The organism is Paenibacillus sp. J22R56 (assembly GCF_056269375.1).
This window is the reverse complement of the sequence record NZ_JBWDNV010000002.1, coordinates 552,005-569,855: the sequence shown is the minus strand read 5'-3', so window position 1 is coordinate 569,855 and position 17,851 is coordinate 552,005. Positions and strand designations below refer to the sequence as shown.

At 47.1% G+C, this 17,851-nt stretch carries 19 protein-coding genes; 2 read left to right on the top strand and 17 right to left on the bottom strand.

Annotation, left to right across the window (positions count from 1 at the left end; genetic code table 11):
- Positions 1 to 67 precede the first annotated feature (67 nt).
- The 4 genes from AC0YNT_RS06585 to AC0YNT_RS06570 form a co-directional block, all read right to left on the bottom strand.
- Positions 68 to 856, bottom strand: coding sequence for an HAD family hydrolase (locus AC0YNT_RS06585; protein ID WP_475803836.1), 789 nt, complete (start codon positions 854 to 856; stop codon positions 68 to 70).
- A gap of 27 nt (positions 857 to 883) precedes the next feature.
- On the bottom strand, positions 884 to 1,399 hold the full coding sequence (locus AC0YNT_RS06580) for a hypothetical protein (RefSeq protein WP_475803835.1): 516 nt from the start codon (positions 1,397 to 1,399) through the stop codon (positions 884 to 886).
- Between the two features lie 79 nt (positions 1,400 to 1,478).
- Positions 1,479 to 1,670 carry a DUF896 domain-containing protein gene (locus AC0YNT_RS06575; RefSeq protein WP_167273666.1) on the bottom strand — a complete coding sequence of 64 codons (192 nt, stop codon included), beginning with the start codon at positions 1,668 to 1,670 and terminating at the stop codon, positions 1,479 to 1,481.
- A gap of 153 nt (positions 1,671 to 1,823) precedes the next feature.
- On the bottom strand, positions 1,824 to 2,186 hold the full coding sequence (locus AC0YNT_RS06570) for a LysM peptidoglycan-binding domain-containing protein (RefSeq protein ID WP_475803834.1): 363 nt from the start codon (positions 2,184 to 2,186) through the stop codon (positions 1,824 to 1,826).
- 168 nt (positions 2,187 to 2,354) lie between these two features.
- Between AC0YNT_RS06570 and lexA the strand changes: the two genes are divergently transcribed.
- Both lexA and AC0YNT_RS06560 read left to right on the top strand, forming a co-directional pair.
- The gene (gene lexA, locus AC0YNT_RS06565; protein WP_167273657.1) at positions 2,355 to 2,975 is read left to right on the top strand and encodes a transcriptional repressor LexA; all 621 of its coding nucleotides are present in this window, start codon (positions 2,355 to 2,357) and stop codon (positions 2,973 to 2,975) included.
- A 187-nt stretch (positions 2,976 to 3,162) separates the two neighbouring features.
- On the top strand, positions 3,163 to 3,342 hold the full coding sequence (locus AC0YNT_RS06560) for a PspC domain-containing protein (protein WP_475804085.1): 180 nt from the start codon (positions 3,163 to 3,165) through the stop codon (positions 3,340 to 3,342).
- 45 nt (positions 3,343 to 3,387) lie between these two features.
- On the opposite strand, the gene glnA is transcribed toward AC0YNT_RS06560, so the two are convergent.
- From glnA to mutL, 13 genes are all read right to left on the bottom strand, one after another.
- Entirely contained in the window at positions 3,388 to 4,716 is a 1,329-nt protein-coding gene (glnA, locus tag AC0YNT_RS06555; RefSeq protein ID WP_167273653.1) for a type I glutamate--ammonia ligase, read from the bottom strand.
- Between the two features lie 45 nt (positions 4,717 to 4,761).
- A complete protein-coding gene (locus AC0YNT_RS06550) occupies positions 4,762 to 5,172 on the bottom strand; it encodes a MerR family transcriptional regulator (RefSeq protein ID WP_015844216.1) in 411 nt (136 codons plus the stop codon).
- 78 nt (positions 5,173 to 5,250) lie between these two features.
- Complete coding sequence (locus tag AC0YNT_RS06545) at positions 5,251 to 6,543, bottom strand: methionine gamma-lyase family protein (RefSeq protein ID WP_475803833.1); 1,293 nt, start codon at positions 6,541 to 6,543, stop codon at positions 5,251 to 5,253.
- A 39-nt stretch (positions 6,544 to 6,582) separates the two neighbouring features.
- The gene (hflX, locus tag AC0YNT_RS06540; RefSeq protein WP_475803832.1) at positions 6,583 to 7,872 is read right to left on the bottom strand and encodes a GTPase HflX; all 1,290 of its coding nucleotides are present in this window, start codon (positions 7,870 to 7,872) and stop codon (positions 6,583 to 6,585) included.
- A gap of 22 nt (positions 7,873 to 7,894) precedes the next feature.
- A complete protein-coding gene (locus tag AC0YNT_RS06535) occupies positions 7,895 to 8,875 on the bottom strand; it encodes an AAA family ATPase (RefSeq protein ID WP_475803831.1) in 981 nt (326 codons plus the stop codon).
- A 120-nt stretch (positions 8,876 to 8,995) separates the two neighbouring features.
- Entirely contained in the window at positions 8,996 to 9,655 is a 660-nt protein-coding gene (locus AC0YNT_RS06530; RefSeq protein ID WP_475803830.1) for a YdcF family protein, read from the bottom strand.
- The gene (locus tag AC0YNT_RS06525) at positions 9,652 to 10,203 is read right to left on the bottom strand and encodes a ribonuclease FAU-1 family protein (RefSeq protein ID WP_167273635.1); all 552 of its coding nucleotides are present in this window, start codon (positions 10,201 to 10,203) and stop codon (positions 9,652 to 9,654) included. Before AC0YNT_RS06525 ends, AC0YNT_RS06530 begins: the two co-directional genes overlap by 4 nt.
- Positions 10,204 to 10,432: 229 nt before the next feature.
- Positions 10,433 to 11,056, bottom strand: coding sequence for a peptidylprolyl isomerase (locus AC0YNT_RS06520; protein WP_475803829.1), 624 nt, complete (start codon positions 11,054 to 11,056; stop codon positions 10,433 to 10,435).
- Between the two features lie 17 nt (positions 11,057 to 11,073).
- Positions 11,074 to 13,644: a transglycosylase domain-containing protein gene (locus AC0YNT_RS06515; RefSeq protein WP_475803828.1), complete on the bottom strand. Its 2,571-nt coding sequence runs from the start codon at positions 13,642 to 13,644 to the stop codon at positions 11,074 to 11,076.
- 154 nt (positions 13,645 to 13,798) lie between these two features.
- Positions 13,799 to 14,041 carry an RNA chaperone Hfq gene (hfq, locus tag AC0YNT_RS06510; RefSeq protein ID WP_015844208.1) on the bottom strand — a complete coding sequence of 81 codons (243 nt, stop codon included), beginning with the start codon at positions 14,039 to 14,041 and terminating at the stop codon, positions 13,799 to 13,801.
- Positions 14,038 to 15,045: a tRNA (adenosine(37)-N6)-dimethylallyltransferase MiaA gene (miaA, locus tag AC0YNT_RS06505; RefSeq protein ID WP_475803827.1), complete on the bottom strand. Its 1,008-nt coding sequence runs from the start codon at positions 15,043 to 15,045 to the stop codon at positions 14,038 to 14,040. Before miaA ends, hfq begins: the two co-directional genes overlap by 4 nt.
- Positions 15,023 to 15,817, bottom strand: a complete 795-nt coding sequence (locus AC0YNT_RS06500) for a class I SAM-dependent methyltransferase (RefSeq protein ID WP_475803826.1) — start codon at positions 15,815 to 15,817, stop codon at positions 15,023 to 15,025. Before AC0YNT_RS06500 ends, miaA begins: the two co-directional genes overlap by 23 nt.
- On the bottom strand, positions 15,814 to 17,829 hold the full coding sequence (mutL, locus tag AC0YNT_RS06495) for a DNA mismatch repair endonuclease MutL (protein WP_475803825.1): 2,016 nt from the start codon (positions 17,827 to 17,829) through the stop codon (positions 15,814 to 15,816). Before mutL ends, AC0YNT_RS06500 begins: the two co-directional genes overlap by 4 nt.
- Positions 17,830 to 17,851: the final 22 nt, after the last annotated feature.

Here is a 17,851-nt window from a genome sequence, read left to right as displayed (position 1 = left end):
TCCATTGTGGAAATCAAAAAGCCCCTTGCACCATCATCAGATGGCTCTAGGGGCTTTGTCTTGTCCATTATTGCTCCAGCAACAGCAGAAGCTCTTCCAAATGAGCGATTTCATGCGACGGGATGATGTCATCATTGCGTACAGCACTATGACGATTCACCCAAACCGATGTCATACCAATGGTGTTAGCTCCGAGAATATCGGTCGTCAGTTTGTCGCCAACCATGATACCGTGTTCCGGTTCAATGCAAAGGCGTTCCAATGCATGACGGAAGATCGATGCAGCGGGCTTACCTTCTCCGAATTCTCCAGAAATAATAATGTGGTCGAAATAAGGAACAAGCTCAGGAACACCTGCCAGCTTCTCACGCTGCAGATCAGGCGAACCATTCGTCAGCAGGAGCAGCTTGTACTTTCCTTTTAGTGCATCAAGCACACGGAAGGTTTCATCATAAACGATAGGACGGCTGCGGCGTTCTGCAGGGAATTGTTCAGCAAGTTTAGCGCCGAGCACTTCATCCTCTACACCAAGCGCACGCAGGCCGCGAGTCCAAGCTTCTTTACGATAGCCAGGTGCAAGCTTCTCAAGCTTACGGAACTCCTCTTGCTCTCCTTCGCGGAAGTTAGCCCATAGTCCTTCGAAAGGATTAATCCCAATCATCTTCGTGAACGGGAACGTTTCATAGGATTCGTACAACGCACGCGCTTCTTTGCGCACGGATTCTTCCAATTGTTCAGGATCCACGCCAGCAGCTTCAGCGCCAGCTTTACATGTTGTTTCAAATGCTTCTTTTACACTGCGGTCATCCCACAGCAAAGTATCATCAAGATCAAATAAAACGGCTTGCTTCCCCATAATTCGCATAACTCTCCTACTCTGCTTCTATTTTTCTTCAAAAGGTAAATTGTGTGTTTTAGCAAAATCCTTTAGTTTAGCGCTGATTTCATCCGTAGGATAACGGTTCAGCAGACGGGAGAATACCCAATTGGCACCTTTATGCTGCATGATGATAACTGCACCTTTTTGTACGCTGATCCCCTTAATATTCGACACTGGAAGCTGCTTATCACCTGTCATTTTGCGGGTTTGGATATAATCCTTACCAATCGAAATATACGGACGGCGCAATAAGAAGATCAATGCCAGGAATAAATAACAGCCAATCGTTACCCATAACATCGTTGATGGCTCGAAATCAGGAGCAGACGTTACCATAAAGGTATACATACCGATCATCAATACGAGCACGATTGGAAATATGTAGTTACGGCCGGTAAAGCGATCCGTTTTGGGTTTTCCAGATGTTGTAGTACCAATCTGTGAAACACCATGCTTTTTACGCGCTTTATTAATTTGGTTCGTATTTTTGCGCACTTTGCGCTCCCACGTACGTGACAAGCCTATTCCTCCTAGTGTATATTGCAGGGCGCCGTTCATGGAACGGCGCCCATGCTAACTATATAAAATCCAGACCAACTTAATGGGTTACACCCTTCTGCTCGTCGTCGTCCACAATTTCAATCGTATCCAACTGTTGTCGGAAATTTCTTTTGAAATTATCCAAATATTGTTGACGCAATACGGCACGTTCAGCAATTTCCTCTTCAGTTAAACCAACTGTTTTATTTTTGCGGGATAATTCATTAATACGCGCGATGATTTCTTCCACTGCCTTCACCTCTTTTGTACATTACTCATCTCTTCTTACCTATTTTGACTTTTTACGCGAGCAATTGTCAAGGTAATGATATAAGAATAGACAATGGACAGGGAATAAAACGCACATCCTGTGCGCTACTCCCTGTCCATCTTCATAAATAGGTTATTGAGGAATAATTATGACTTGTCCTGGCCTCAGCTCAACGGTACTTAATTGGTTACGTTCTTTGATCTTATAGATGTACTTTCTAATATCCTTGGAACCATCTAGATAACGGTCTGCAATTCCCCAAAGTGTATCCCCTGCTGTAACAACCACAGTCTGCTCATTCAAGGCTGCTGCTTCTATATGATCGGATGATGCGTTCGTACGCATCATTAGGAAACTTGTAAAGAGAAGGACGAACACCGCTGCACTTACTATAAGTTTAAACGCATGTCGTTTAACAATATGGCCTCGCGATTTGAAAGATTTAACGGCTTCTTCCTTATGGATACTTTTATAAAAAGCTGGATTCATTATCATTATTATCGCTCCCCGAACGTTTGTTCTGTTTTCTTCTGTTCTTAGAATAACACGAACAAATGTTTGTAGTCAACAAAAATGCGAACTTTTGTTTTTAGGAACTTATGTTTGTACGAACTCCGGTTCTATGTTATAATTTGCTTCAAATATATTAATGGAGTGATTTCAGTGTCTAAGATTTCGAACCGCCAACAGTCGATTCTTGAATTTATAAAGAATGAGGTTCGGGACAAAGGATACCCGCCTTCTGTTCGCGAAATCGGCGAAGCGGTTGGCCTGGCATCAAGCTCCACCGTACACGGGCATTTGGATCGGTTAGAGAAGAAAGGCCTTATTAGACGCGATCCTACTAAACCCCGGGCGATCGAAATTTTAGATCAAGACGGTGTTGACGGTATCATCCTCCCTGCTGTAGCACAAGTACCAATCGTCGGTAAGGTAACGGCAGGCGTGCCGATTACTGCGACTGAGAATATTGAAGATTATTTCCCATTAGCCGCTCATTTCGTCGGAAATGATCAAGTATTTATCTTGAATGTCATTGGCGAGAGCATGATTGAAGCTGGTATACATAACGGTGATCTTGTCATCGTACGCCAGCAGCAAACGGCGAACAACGGTGATATCGTTGTAGCAATGACGGAAGATGACGAAGCGACTGTGAAGACTTTTTACAAAGAGAAAGACCATATTCGCCTTCAACCGGAGAACTCCACAATGGAGCCCATCCGCTTGAACACAGTAACGATTCTCGGTAAAGTGGTTGGGTTGTTCCGTGACTTCCACTAATGACTAACAAAAAGAGGCTGTTCCCGCTGATCCGATTGCTTCATTCGGGTAGTGAGAACAGCCTCTTTTTTTGATTTGGATTAGAATGGAAAATTGTAATATTACCCAGATACCTTTATATGGTATTATTTCTGTGATGGAATAAGATCTCCTGACCGAGAGGTGACTGTGATTGAAGAAGCGATTAATGAAATCAGAATTCAATAGATCGATATCTGGGGTATGTGGCGGAATTGCCAATTATTTTGAACTATCCGCTTTGTTCGTAAGAGTTATATTCCTCATTTTTATCCCAGCCAATCTCATTATCTATATGATCCTGGCTAACATCCTTCCTGACCCTCCCCCTTCTTTGTATAAAAAATAACACCCTCGACGCTATGTCGAGGGTGTTATCATTTAAATAGAAATCCTAGTACAGCGTCAGATACTGATCGCGTTCCCATTGATGAACTTGTGTCTTATACATGTCCCACTCGATTTCTTTCAACTCATAGAAGTGTGCCAGAGCGTGCTCGCCAAGTGCTTCGCAGACAACGTCGCTGCGGAGCATTTCGTCGAGAGCTTCCTTCAGATCGGATGGAAGGCTTGGCACGCCGGATTCCAGACGTTCTTCTTCCGTCATAATGTAGATGTTGCGATCTACTGGTGCCGGAAGCGGAGTTTTATTCTTAATGCCGTCAAGGCCAGCTTTCAACATTACGGCAAGTGCCAGGTATGGGTTAGCAGCTGGATCCGGGTTACGAACCTCGATTCGTGTGCTGAGGCCACGGGATGCCGGGATACGGATCATCGGCGAACGGTTACTTGCCGACCAAGCTACATAACAAGGTGCCTCATAACCAGGAACCATCCGTTTGTAAGAGTTGATCGTTGGGTTCGTAATAGCTGCCATTGCACGTGCATGCTCCAGAATACCGGCCATGTAGTAACGTGCAGTTTGGCTAAGGCCAAGACGATCTTTCTCATCATAGAACATGTTTGTGCTGCCTTGGAACAACGATTGGTGACAGTGCATACCGGAACCGTTCACGCCAAACAATGGTTTTGGCATAAAGGTTGCATGAAGACCATGTTGTCTCGCAATCGTCTTAACAACAAGCTTGAATGTTTGAATCTGGTCAGCCGCTTTAATAGCATCTGCATATTTAAAGTCAATTTCGTGCTGACCTGGAGCTACCTCATGGTGAGAAGCTTCAATCTCGAAGCCCATCTCTTCTAGCGTAAGTACGATCTCGCGACGGCAGTTCTCGCCCATATCCATAGGAGCAAGGTCGAAATATCCACCTTGGTCGTTCAGTTCTGTTGTAGGCTCACCGCGGTCATCGGTTTTGAACAGGAAGAATTCCGGTTCTGGACCTACGTTCATCGCTGTAAAGCCCATCTCTTCTGCTTCAAGCAGGGAGCGTTTCAGAATACCACGCGGGTCACCTGCAAATGGTGTGCCATCAGGCATATAGATATCACAGATCAGACGAGCAACGCGATCTTGTGCAACCCAAGGGAATACAACCCAAGTATCCAAATCAGGGTATAAGTACATGTCAGATTCTTCGATACGAACGTAACCTTCGATGGAAGATCCGTCAAACATCATTTTATTGTCTAGTGCTTTATCGAGCTGGCTTACTGGAATTTCCACGTTCTTGATTGTACCAAGCAAGTCGGTAAATTGAAGACGGATAAATCGAACGTTCTGTTCCTCTGCAATGCGTTTAATATCCTCTTTCGTGTAACTCACACCGTTCATCTCCTTTTGCTGGTTCATAAATTAGTAAGACTTAGATTAACGCTTGTTCAAGAAACGCGACAACTGACCTTGAATAAGGGATGCTTGGCCAGGACGTTTCTCGAGCAATTGCTGCTTCAGCAAGCGATGCAGCTGCGCATCGGACAGCTCCTTACGTTTCACTTCTGATTGCTCACTTACGATTGTAGCATCGTCCGATTCTTTTGAAACCGGATTCATGACTTGCTTAATGCCAGCAATGTTAACGCCTTTTTCAATCAATGCTTTAATTTCCAACAGCCGCTCTACATCATTAAAAGAGAACAGACGCTGGTTGCCGGCAGTTCTTGCCGGTACAATCAATTCATGCTGTTCGTAATAACGAATTTGACGCGCCGTTAGATCCGTTAGCTTCATTACGATACCGATCGGAAATAAGGCCATGTTTCTACGTATATCGTCACCCATTTCACATCAACCTTCCAGTCGCTCATTTATACGTATATAATAACCCACCTACCAAAAACGTGTCAAGTTGTGTTAGGTTTAATTACGTTTAATTGCGATAAGTCCGTTCTTAATGAGTCGACGTAACGCTGTAAGTACACCAAACTTCGCATGGGCAAACGTCAAGCCACCTTGCATGTAAGCAATAAATGGTTCGCGTATTGGCGCATCAGCGGATAATTCAAGGCTTCCGCCTTGGATAAACGTTCCCGCCGCCATAATTACAGGATGTTCATATCCTGGCATGTCCCACGGCTCAGGTACGACATGTGCATCAACCGCAGCCGCCTGTTGGATGCCTTGTACAAACGCTATCAGTTGCTCTGCTCCGCCAAATCTAACCGCTTGAATAAGATCTGTGCGAGGCTCGGACCAATGAGGCTTAGTCTCAAAGCCAAGCTGTTCAAACATTGCCGAGGCGAAGACGCTTCCTTTCACAGCTTGTCCGACCAGATGTGGTGCAAGGAACAACCCTTGATATATTCCGCGAAGCGTGTCCAGCATAGCGCCAACCTCGCCGCCAATGCCCGGCGCAGTCAGACGAAAGGCTGCCGATTCCACTGCAGCGGCAGTTCCAACGATATAACCACCGGTTGCTGCAAGACCGCCACCGGGATTTTTGATGAGAGAACCTGCCATTAAATCTACGCCTACTTGAGTTGGCTCACGCAGTTCGGTAAATTCGCCATAACAGTTGTCAACAAACACAAGCACATCAGGCTTGAGTTGCTTAACCCTCTGAACCATATCGCCAATCTCATCTACAGTAAATGATGCTCTCCAGCTGTACCCTCTTGAGCGCTGAATACCAATTACTTTCGTATGCTCATTAATTGCGGCTTCTATACTATTCCAATCCAGCTTGCCGTCTTCCTGTAAGTCCACTTCGTTATAACGGATTCCCCAGTCTTGCAAGGAGCCTGTCCCATCTCCTGGCTTGCCGATCACTTTGTGTAAGGTGTCGTACGGCTTCCCTGTAATGTATAGCAGCTCATCTCCAGGACGCAGCACTCCAAACAGAGCGCAGCCAATTGTATGCGTGCCCGACACGAAATGCGGACGTACCAGTGCCGCTTCGGCACCAAATACATCCGCGTATACAAGATCAAGCACTTCACGGCCGCGGTCATTGTATCCATAGCCCGTCGAGCCTGTGAAGTGAAAATCGCTTACTTGATGCCGCTGAAACGCTCGGATTACTTTCCATTGATTACGTTCAGCAATACGGTCAATCAAGCGCAGCTGCTCGCTAGCTAGTAGTTCCGCTTCTTCCGATAATTGCTCCAGATCATTCCATATTGATTCATTTTCTTGCTCCTGATGGTCAATCATTCTAGCCTGTCTCTCCCTTTGTTATCGTAACCCAAATCCTTATTCTATATAGGGCTGTAGTTTGTATCCGTGTAATTCATATGCTTGACGACTGACCTGAACGGTCAATCGTAACGATTCGCCATCTTCGCTAACATCATTTTCTACTACTTCCCCACTTCGATAAGCAAGTGCGATCAAATCTCCGCGGTCTGCAGGTAAGGTGAAAGTTACCGTATCACCTGTCAACTTATCTTGAATTTTATTCCGTACCAGCGTCAAATCGGCTTCCTCGTAAGCGCTGATAACAAGCGTATCTGCACCTGCAATTGGCACATCCACGTTATTCTCTTCACATAGGTCTTTCTTATTATAAATCGTTAGATTAGGCGTACCCGCTGCTCCAAGATCACCTAGGATCTTCTCTACAACCGCCATTTGCTCATCGCGCATTGGTGAGCTGCCGTCCACAACATGGAGCACAAGGTCTGCTTCCAGTACTTCCTCAAGCGTCGCGCGGAATGCAGCAACAAGGTCATGAGGCAAATTCTGAATGAAGCCTACCGTATCCGTCAGTATAACTTCTCGGCCATTAGGCAGTTCAAGCGTTCGAGATGTAGGATCAAGCGTTGCAAATAATTGGTTCTCTACATAGACATCTGCACTAGTAAGCTCCCTAAGCATCGTTGATTTCCCGGCATTCGTGTAACCAACCAATGCTACTTGAATAACACCAGACTTCTTACGTCTCTCCCGATGAAGCTTCCGGTGACGAACAAGCTCATCAAGCTGGGCTTTCAGATCAGTGATACGACCCCGGATATGCCTCCGGTCCGTCTCCAGCTTCGATTCACCCGGGCCTCTTGTACCAATACCGCCGCCAAGCCGCGACAGGTTCTTGCCATGACCGGACAAGCGCGGCAGTAAATAGCTGAGCTGCGCCAGCTCAACTTGAATAATGCCTTCACGAGTCTTAGCCCGTTGTGCGAAAATATCAAGAATAAGCTGGGTACGGTCTACGATCTTTAAATCTAGAGCTTCCTCCAAATTCCGAACCTGTGCGCCAGACAATTCCTGGTCGAAGATCGCAGTAGTCGCACCCATTTCCTCGGCAATTGCTCTTAACTCTTCCACTTTGCCTTTACCGATGAACCACTTTGTATCTTTTGCTTCTTTATTTTGCGTCATGGTGGTCAGTACTTCAGTTCCCGCTGTCTCAGCCAGCGCAACAAGCTCCGCCAGCGAATGCTCCGGATCACTGATGCTGCGCTTTATATCGGGTGTAACCAGACTGACCAGCACGGCACGTTCCAGCATACTCATTGTCGTATTATGTGTTTTATCTCGCATGATTGCTCCTTCTAAAGTGGCGTTATTTTATTTCCCATTTAAAGTCTTCCGGTTTAATCGTCATCAGCTCCTGCTTCGGCGGAATCCCATTCGAATATTGATTCAGCAGCCTGACGGCCTGATATCGGATAGCCTTCTCAATCAAATTCCGCACATAACGGGCATTGCTGAACGAGAACAAGTCATTCATCTTCTCTTGGATTAAATGCTGCCTTAGTTTAAATATGGACTGCGGCATCAAATAATAATCTCGATCCTTCGCCATCAGCTCTGAAATTTGAATTAATTGATCAATATTATAGTCTGGAAAATCGATTTGAATCGGAAAACGTGACGGCAGCCCTGGGTTGGTCAGGAGGAAATGATCGATCTCAGCAGGATAACCCGCTAAAATGAGGACAAATTGATTACGATGATCCTCCATCGCTTTTACAAGGGTATCAATTGCCTCTTTGCCGAAATCCTTCTCTCCGCCGCGCGCCAAGCTGTACGCTTCGTCCACGAATAAAACGCCGCCAATCGCTTTGCGCACCAAATCCCGCGTTTTCTGTGCTGTATGCCCGATATATTCTCCGACCAGATCTGCCCGCTCTACTTCAATCAGATGACCTTTGGAAAGTACACCCATCTTCTGGAACAGCTTCGCAACGATTCTGGCAATTGTCGTTTTGCCGGTCCCGGGATTCCCCTTGAAAATCATATGATAGACATGTGATCCGCCAAACAAGCCCGCTTCCGAACGCATCCGGGTTATATATAAAAGCGCATAGACTTCATATATAAGAGCTTTCACATTGTCCATCCCTACCATGGGTTCCAGCTCTTTCTGAATATCAGCAAAATGATCCCCGGGAGGGAGCGGCTTAACGGCTGGCAGCGGCTCATTATCAACTACAGGCGCAGAAGCCGCCATTTGAATGGGTTCCTGACTTCTAAGGACTACATTGATCTGACGGGACGGCCTTGCTCCATTATTCGATCCCGATATGACATGTCCGCTCATCTATCGCATCACCTATCCTTCGCACCGTCACTAGCTTGGGTATGCCAATGAAAACAACCCCGGCATATCCCGCTTCTAACAAGTGTATTCTATCGGAATCGGTCATATTAACAGATTTTATTACAGGGAGTCTGGGGAGCGGTATCCGAACTTCAAGAGAACAGAATCCACCTTCCACTTCGTGTAAGCAAGTACTTCCCGTGATTGATTGCGGAATGGGTTCAAAACCTCAGAATGGAAGGCTGCAGCCTGCGTATTCTTGTAGCCGAGATAACGAGCTATTTCCATCGCCCTTGGCGCATGATAGTCATGTGTCACGATAAGGAGCTTATCCAAATGTTGATCAGCGGCAATTACCTTGCTGTTCAGCAGATTCTCATATGTACTTCTTGCTGCATTGTCCAGAAGCATTTTATCTGTTGGAATACCCTTCGCCATCAAATAAACCTGCATACCTTCCGCTTCGGTCAGCTTCGAACCATTACGATCAAGACCGCCGGATAGGATAAGCATCTGAACTTTTCCGTCTTTATAAAGCTTGTCCGCATAATCAAGCCGTTCTTTGAGTGCAGGACTAGGCTTGTCTGACCATAATGAAGCACCTAACACGATCGCCGCATCAGCTTGTTCAATCGGCTGGGATTCATCATAGCTGTTGATCTGCCATATCAAATAACCGAAGAACAATAATCCCAAACATACGAATGCTGCAAAGATACGAAACAGGAGCAATCCGCGACGTTTGCGTGACTTGCTCCTCGTATGAACAATACTTTTCATGATTCTCTAAGCTCTCTCTCAGTCAAGCTTTTACGATGCTTCAAGCTGAGTGTAAAATACCGGAATCGGCCGTTGCGAATACTCGAAAGCAATCTTCCAGCTGTCTTGCGGGCAAGTGCCGCTTCTTTCCCGGTTACCTCTCCTTGACGCAGGGCGTCTTCCAGTTCATCCTCATCAAGCAGGAATACTTCTCCGCTTGGCAGAACGACCACATCCAGATACAAGTCATCAAACCAAGGCACGTGCTGATCCGTCAGCCCCTGCGTCTTGCAAATATCGATATACCATTGTACAACACGACCCTTATCGTCAAACATCGTCGTTACGACAAAATGCTCTCCCCGCGGGAAATGCTGCATCCAAAGATAACCGCGGTCTGCCAGACATAAACGCCGCCCGTTATATTCCTTCCAAAGCGGCTCGCGCAACTCATGAATCCGGTAAAACGTAACGAGGCCTTTGAACTCATCACTGTCGAGCACCAGACAATTGTAACTTTTGCGTATAATGCGACGCCAGTTAGCCCGGTCTGAAAATTTTCGTTTCATACGGAACGTACCTTTCCGTTGAGATAAGCCTTTGATGCTTGGCTTTCGATGATGATGGATAGCGTTGTAAAAAGCTTACCATAACTTAACGCTCTTCTCCAGCACGCATGCAAAATAAACCAAGCCATCCCCCACTTTTCCATGTGAAATAGCATGTATGCCACTTTCTTTTGCCCAAAAAACAAAAAAAAGGGATAGAACGGATTGTTCGTTCTATCCCTTATCCAGCTTATGATTCCAAGATCGTAATCGAATTGATGATGACCTTTTCTTTCGGTACATGCTTGTCGTTGACAGGTGTCTTCGCAATATTCATGACCGTTTCCATGCCGCTGTCTACTTTTCCGAAGATCGAATAGGTAGGCGTTTGATTCAAATTGACCGCATCAGGACCAGTGCAGATAAAAAATTGACTGCCGCCCGAATTTGGCTTACCGCTGTTCATCATCGCAACAACGCCAGGCTCAAATTTGATACTTGTATCAAATTCATCAGGAATGGAATACCCCGGATTACCCGTGCCATTCCCCTTTGGATCTCCGCCTTGAATCATAAAGGATTCGATAATGCTGTTAAAAGTAAGACCATCATAATAACCGCTCTTGGCGAGGAAAACAAAATTGTTAACCGTAACCGGTGATTCTGCCGCATATAGCTTAACAGTAAAATCGCCTTTGCTGGTTGTAAATTTGGCCGAATACTGCTTATTCAAATTGATTGACATCTCCGGCATTTTGTCCCACTTCATCGGTTTATCAGACGAATTACCGGATGAGCCGCAGCCCGTCAATAATACAGCGATGACTGTAAAGGTCATGACGATGCTCCAGCTTATCTTATTGAGCTTGCCCATCTTCAACGTCCAGCTCCTTACGTTTTGCCGCCAGCACTTCCGGCTTCGATTTTATCGGTAGTGCCTTTGCCCGTTGTGCCGGTGCCGGGATCAGTCGGATCGACCGATCCCCCAGCACCTTCACTTGGTTCTCCATTCCCATTGCCATTGCCATTACCGGCACCGTTGCCAGGATCCGGTGAAACAACTCCGCCATTATCTGGCGTCTCCGATTCAACCGGCTGATTCGGATCAGGAGTAGGGGTTGGCGTTATTCCGCCATTCGTCCCATCATCCGGAATATCTGGCAGGTTACCATCATTCGGCTGATCCGGTTCCATTGGCTGTTCAGGGATTTCAACATCTATCTCCGGCACCTCGATTGTAACCGTCTCAGAAGGCTTGCTTTCTTTATCGTCTTCCGCATTATAGGCTACCACGTAATATTGGTATGACATGCCAGGGAATACGCTCATATCATCCATCTGTGGTGTAACTGCATCAGCGAATACCGAGAATTTGGATTCAGATGAGTCTTTACGATATACCCGGTACGTTACACCTTCGCTGTCTGCGGGAGCAGTCCAGGACATTTGAACTTTCAATTGATCCGGCAGGAACTCCGCTTTAAAGCCCGTTACTGCTGCCTGCTCCTTCACTTCCTGCTTAATGCCGCTAGGCTGTACAAACGATGACTTCGGAACACCTTTCATCGCCTGAGACATTACCTTGCTGAACATCGCAGCTGATTGCGCACTGCTCTTCTTAATTACGTGCTGCTTATCGGTTTTGTCATAGCCCATCCAGACAGCTGCGGTCCATTCCGGTGTATAACCGACGAACCAAGCATCCCTATTCGCGCTAGAAGTAAAGCCAGGAATACCATGCTGTGATGTACCTGTCTTACCTGCTACAGGACGGTCAATACGGGCACCTGTACCTGTACCGCCCTTCTCCAGAACGGTTTGCATCATTTGTGTCATGTACCACGCTGTTTCCGGCTTCATCAGCTGTTTCGCCTGTGGAGCACGGTACGTGTATACTTTCTTGTTAGCTGTGTTCTCAATCTTCGTAATTGTATGCGGGTCAACCGATTTGCCTCCATTGGCAAATACACTGTAGGCCTCTGCCATCTGCAGAGGTGTAACCCCTTTGTAAAGGCCGCCAAGCGCAATCGCCAGGTTGCGGTCTTCCGGCTCCAGCTCCATGCCCAGCTTCTTGGCAAAAGCAATACCGTTGCCGATTCCGACTTGATTCAACGTCCATACGGCTGCCAAGTTGCGAGATTCCTTAATCGCTTGCTGCATCGTCACTGGACTTGAACCATGGCTGTCATTCGGACAATAATCGCCAAAGCATTTTTGTGAATCCTGATTAAGTACTGTCCAAGGATAATAATCTCCAGATTCAAGCGCCGGACCATAGGATACGATCGGCTTGAACGCAGAACCCGGTTGACGTTGAACCTCTACACGGTTAAGGCCTTTACGGACATAATCACGTCCACCAGCCATCGCCTGAATTGTTCCGTCACGGTGATCCATGATGATCATAGCACCCTGCGCTTTCTGATCGTCTGGACTCTTCTCGAAGTTATCATCATCAGCGAATTCTTTCTCAACGGCCGTCTGTGCGGTTGGATTAAGCGATGTATAGATTCGGTAACCGCCAATCCGCAGCTCTTCCTCCGTCATGTCCGGAATGACTTTAACGGCTTCTTCGATTACATAATCGACGTAAGCTTTATATGGATCGCTTTTCTTTTCTTCCAGATTAGCTGGCGGCTCATAAACGACCGCTTTCGCTTCTTCCATTTCCTGCTCTGTAATCAATTTTTGGTCATACATCAGCTTCAAAATGACAGCCCGGCGTGCCATAGAAGATTCTGGATCATTAATTGGATTATAACGGTTAGGCGCCTTCGGCATGCCAGCGAGTGTCGCTATCTGCCAAATCTTCAAATCCTTCAGGTCCGTATCGAAATAAAAATCCGCGGCACCTTTAATGCCATAAATCCCTTTACCGAAAGGAATTCGGTTCAGGTACATCGTCAGAATTTCCTGCTTCGAGTATTTATTCTCAAGCGCGACCGCAATGGATGCTTCTGTCGCTTTACGGAAAAAGGTTTTGTCCGCAGTCAGGAATATATTTTTCGCCAGCTGCTGGGTGATGGTACTTGCTCCCTCCACCTTGCTTCTAGCGATAACGTCTTTCACGACAGCACGTCCGATGGAGAAGAAGTCAATCCCGGAATGCTCATAGAACCTCTGATCCTCCGTTGCTACGAAAGCATCTAGCAGAAGCTTCGGCATTTCGTTATATTCGGCGTTCTCGCGATTCTGGTTAGCGTCATAGAGCTTTGTAATCTCTTTCCCGTCCATATCATATATAATCGACGCTTCGCCGAGTTCAAGCTTATCCGCCTTCTCAGTCAAGATTCGCTCGCCGTTCAGAGTAATAAACAAATATCCGATGATGCCACAGACGATTGCAAACACGACGGTAAAGAAGAACGCAAAAAACCATTTACGAGGCGTCATCCTTTTCTTTTTCTTTATCGTCCCTCGTTTCATCTCCTTAGGTTTGCTGCGTCTAGGTTGTTCAGCCATTTGGCTCCCTCCTGTTGTTCCAAAATCTGTTTCTCTATTCTTCAATATACCCTGGAATGAAAAGAACAACCCTGCTGGAGCGGGTTGTTCTTGCCTTCCGCTATCAAGTTAAACGTTATCCGTGAATAGAAGGTTTCACAAATAACATTACGTTCTATGCTTCCGAAGCACTGTTGTCTTGCATTAATGAAACGTTACGCTGTGGAGTAAACGTCGAGATCGCGTGCTTGTACACCATTTGCTGACGACCTTCACTGTCAATGATAATCGTGAAGTTATCGAACGCTTTAATAACGCCCCTGATTTGAAAACCATTCATTAAGAAAACCGTAACCGGAATGTTGTCTTTGCGCAGTTGGTTCAAGAAAGTATCTTGAATATTGATCGATTTGTTCATTGGACGTTACCCCCGTCTAAAAAAGATTGATTAGAAGTATATTCAAGATTGACTTGAAACTTTCCTGCTATTATATCATGAATCCGAAGTAAATTGTTGTGAAAATTTTCCCCCATATCAATCCACTCGATATCCTTCATGCGGCGGAACCAGGAAAGCTGGCGCTTAGCAAAGCGCCGTGTATCTCTTTTTAGCAGCTCAACAGCCGCTTCAAGCGTACAATCACCACGTAAATACATGACGATTTCTTTGTAGCCGAGCCCCTGCATGGCAACTCCATCCGCAGGTACACCACGTTCGAGCAGACCCTTCACTTCTTCGACCAAACCTTCCTCCAGCATTTGATCAATTCGCTGCTCGATCCGTGAATACAGCACTTCCCTGTCCATATTGAGACCTAGTATACATAATTCGTAGGGCGATTCTTTTTTCTGTCGCTCGAGCTGAGCCGTCATCGTCTCACCTGAGAGGTGGTAAATCTCGAGTGCGCGTATAATACGGCGCTGATCATTTGGGTGAAGCCGTTCCGCAGATTTGGGGTCAACAAGAGCCAGCCGGGCATGAAGTGCCTCTGCTCCACTTTCTTCCGCGTAAAGCTGCTGTTCCTCGCGAAATGCAGGATCTGCACCGTTATCGTCAAATTCAAAGTCATAGCAGACCGATTCAATATAAAGGCCCGTTCCGCCTACGATAAAAGGAAGCTTCTCTCTCGCCGCAATATCTGTAATCGCTTCTCGGCATTGCTCTTGGAAATCAGCAACGGAATAAGCCTCTTCAGGCTCGTTAATATCGATCAGATGATGGATGATCCCTTGCCGCTCGGTAAACGGCAGCTTTGCCGTACCGATATCCATCGTCTTGTACACTTGCATAGAATCACCGGAAATAATCTCGGCATTCCAAGCTTTGGCCAGATCCAGACTAAGCTGTGTTTTCCCTACAGCTGTTGGTCCAACCAGCACAAGCAGCGGCTGCTTTCGGTCATTCGTTCCTGCTTCCTGCAACCTCTATCACTCCATAAGCTATTTTCGACGTATTCACATGCCGCCGTTCGAACCCAAGCCGAGCGAATTCTCCGCTGTCACGATGCTCCTTCATTACAACCGACTTACGAGCAACTCTTATCGCTTCCCGAACGGCATCAGCTGTTAACTCACTGTCATTAGCGAGGTTCCGCAACGGCTCAAGTGCGCTCGATTCATGAATAGGCTGGCGAAACATCGGATCGAAATAGACGATATCTACGCTCTTGTCCGGCAGTCCGGTCAAATATTGCGCATGATTCACATTTATCATTTGAATACGCCGCATCGCCGCATCCACATCCGGTAAGCCGGATTGGTAGACCGCTAAACCTTCACGTACAACTGCACAGAGGATTGCCTGACTCTCAATAGCGGTTACGGCTCCCGTTTCTCCTACTGCATAAGAAAACACCAGTGAATCTGACGCAAGTCCTGCTGTACAGTCAATAACACGATCTCCGGGCTTACAGCCCGTCAAATCGATAAGAGGATCGCTCTCACCCTTGCGGAGCCTTTTCACACGAACAAAGGCCATACTTGGATGAAAATATAACGGTGTTTCCGTCTGACCATCGTAAAATCGGACTTCCTTCTCCGTTACCACAATCAGCTCAATTTTCTCCATCTTCTCCGCTAATTGCCGAAGCGTCTGTCTGCCTCGTACAACATAAGGAGCTGATAGTTCATCCGCAAGCCGCTTGGCGGTAGCTAGCGCCTTCTGATACGGCTTGTCGGAAGTTGTTACAATCATGACATCACCCGTTTAAACATTTTTTCCAATTGATAAGTAGAGATATGGACTACTATCGGCCGTCCATGAGGACAGGTATAAGGCTGAATACACGCGGCAAGACGAGCAAGCAATACCTCGCCTTCCTCACGCGTCTTCCGGTCATTGGCTTTAATCGAAGCCTTACAAGAGCACATAATAGCCGCTTTTTCTCTGAGCTTTGCTATATTAATCGACTTACGCTCGCTTAGCAGCAGCTCTGCCATTTCCTCAATAATGGCCTGTTCCTCGCCTTGCGGGAACCATTCCGGATAAGCACGTACCAGGAAGGTCTGCTGTCCGAACGGCTCAAGCTCCACTCCTGCCTCCTGAAATAATCCAATCATACCGCGCAGCTGCTCCGATTCTCCTGAAGTAAACTCAAGAGTTAATGGAACAAGCAGCTGTTGGCTGGCCGCTTCAGGATTGCCAAACTTCTGATAATAATACTCATAATTGATCCGTTCATGGGCGGCATGCTGATCGATGAGGTACAATCCCTCTTCTGCTTGCGCCACAATGTACGTGCCGTGCAGCTGACCAATCCAGTACAGCTCTGGGAATGTAGGGCCTTGTTTCCCTAATTCTGATTCGCTAGCAGAAGGATGCTCTCCATTATTACTTAGTAATTGTGATACCTCTTCCGTCTGCTGGAGTGCAGGAGCAGCCTGCTCCCACGGAGCTGCAGCCTCATGCACCGATACTTCACGCTGCTCAGCAGGCTTATAGAGCCGTTCCGTTGCATCCTTTGGCACATAATCACGCTTTGGAGGCTGCGGGAAAGCTGAGCTGTAAGAGGAGCTGCTGCCGCTTGAGTAGGAAGAAGATGCCTGACGATTTGGACTAAACCCGCCTCCGGATGAAGGGGATGGGCTTGCAAACGGTGACCGCTCCTGACCGGACGGTTGAGTCTGATTCATTGGATCTGGCCGATGGAAAGAGATCGCATCCTGCACGAATAACGGCTTCTCGCGTTCCTGCTTCTCTGCAGGTCCTGGGATATGACGAACTTGCCCAAGGGCCTCCTTCACCGCTTGCTCTACTAACGTACGAAGCTCGGTTTCTTTACTGAATCGAACCTCCATCTTGGACGGATGCACGTTAACATCAAGCAGGCTTGGATGCATACCAATCTCCAGTACAACAATTGGGAATCGGTTAATCGGCAAAAGCGTGTGGTAGGCCTGCAGGATCGCCTGGTTCACCGCATGACTGCGGATATACCGTCCGTTCACGATAACCGTCATCCCGTTGCGATTCGCCCGAGTCAGCTCCGGCTTCGAAATATAACCGCGCAGATCATAATCGGATGTCTCGCCTTCCACCTTCAGCATCGCCTTCGCCGTATTCGTTCCATACACAGCCGCAATAACTTGCTGCCGATCTCCAGTACCAAGCGTACGAAGCAGAACGGAACCGTTATGTTTCAAGGTCACGGCAATACCCGGATGGGCCAGCGCAATACGGTAGACATAGTCGGTAATATGACCAAGCTCCGTTTGGATAGCTTTCATATATTTCAGCCTTGCCGGTGTGTTATAAAATAAATCCCGCACCGACATATCGGTGCCTTGAGGAGCATTGGCTGGTTCGTTAGCCGTTACCGTACCACCTTCAATATAAAGGCGCTGTGCAAGACCGCTCGAATCAATTGATGAGACGCACTCGAGCCGCGACACAGCCGCGATACTTGGCAGCGCTTCGCCGCGAAAACCTAGGCTTGCAATTCTGAACAGATCACTACTGGAAGAGATTTTGCTGGTCGCATGGCGTTGGAACGCCGTTTCCATATCGGCTGGCTCGATGCCCGAGCCATTATCCGTTACCCGAATGTACGATAATCCGCCTTCTTCGATCGTAATATCAATGACGGAGCTCCCCGCATCGATGGCATTTTCCACCAATTCCTTAATAACCGATGCCGGACGCTCCACGACTTCACCCGCCGCGATCTGGTTCGCAAGCTGTTCATCAAGCACCTGGATTTTCCCCATCTTCAAATCCCTCCTTCCTCAA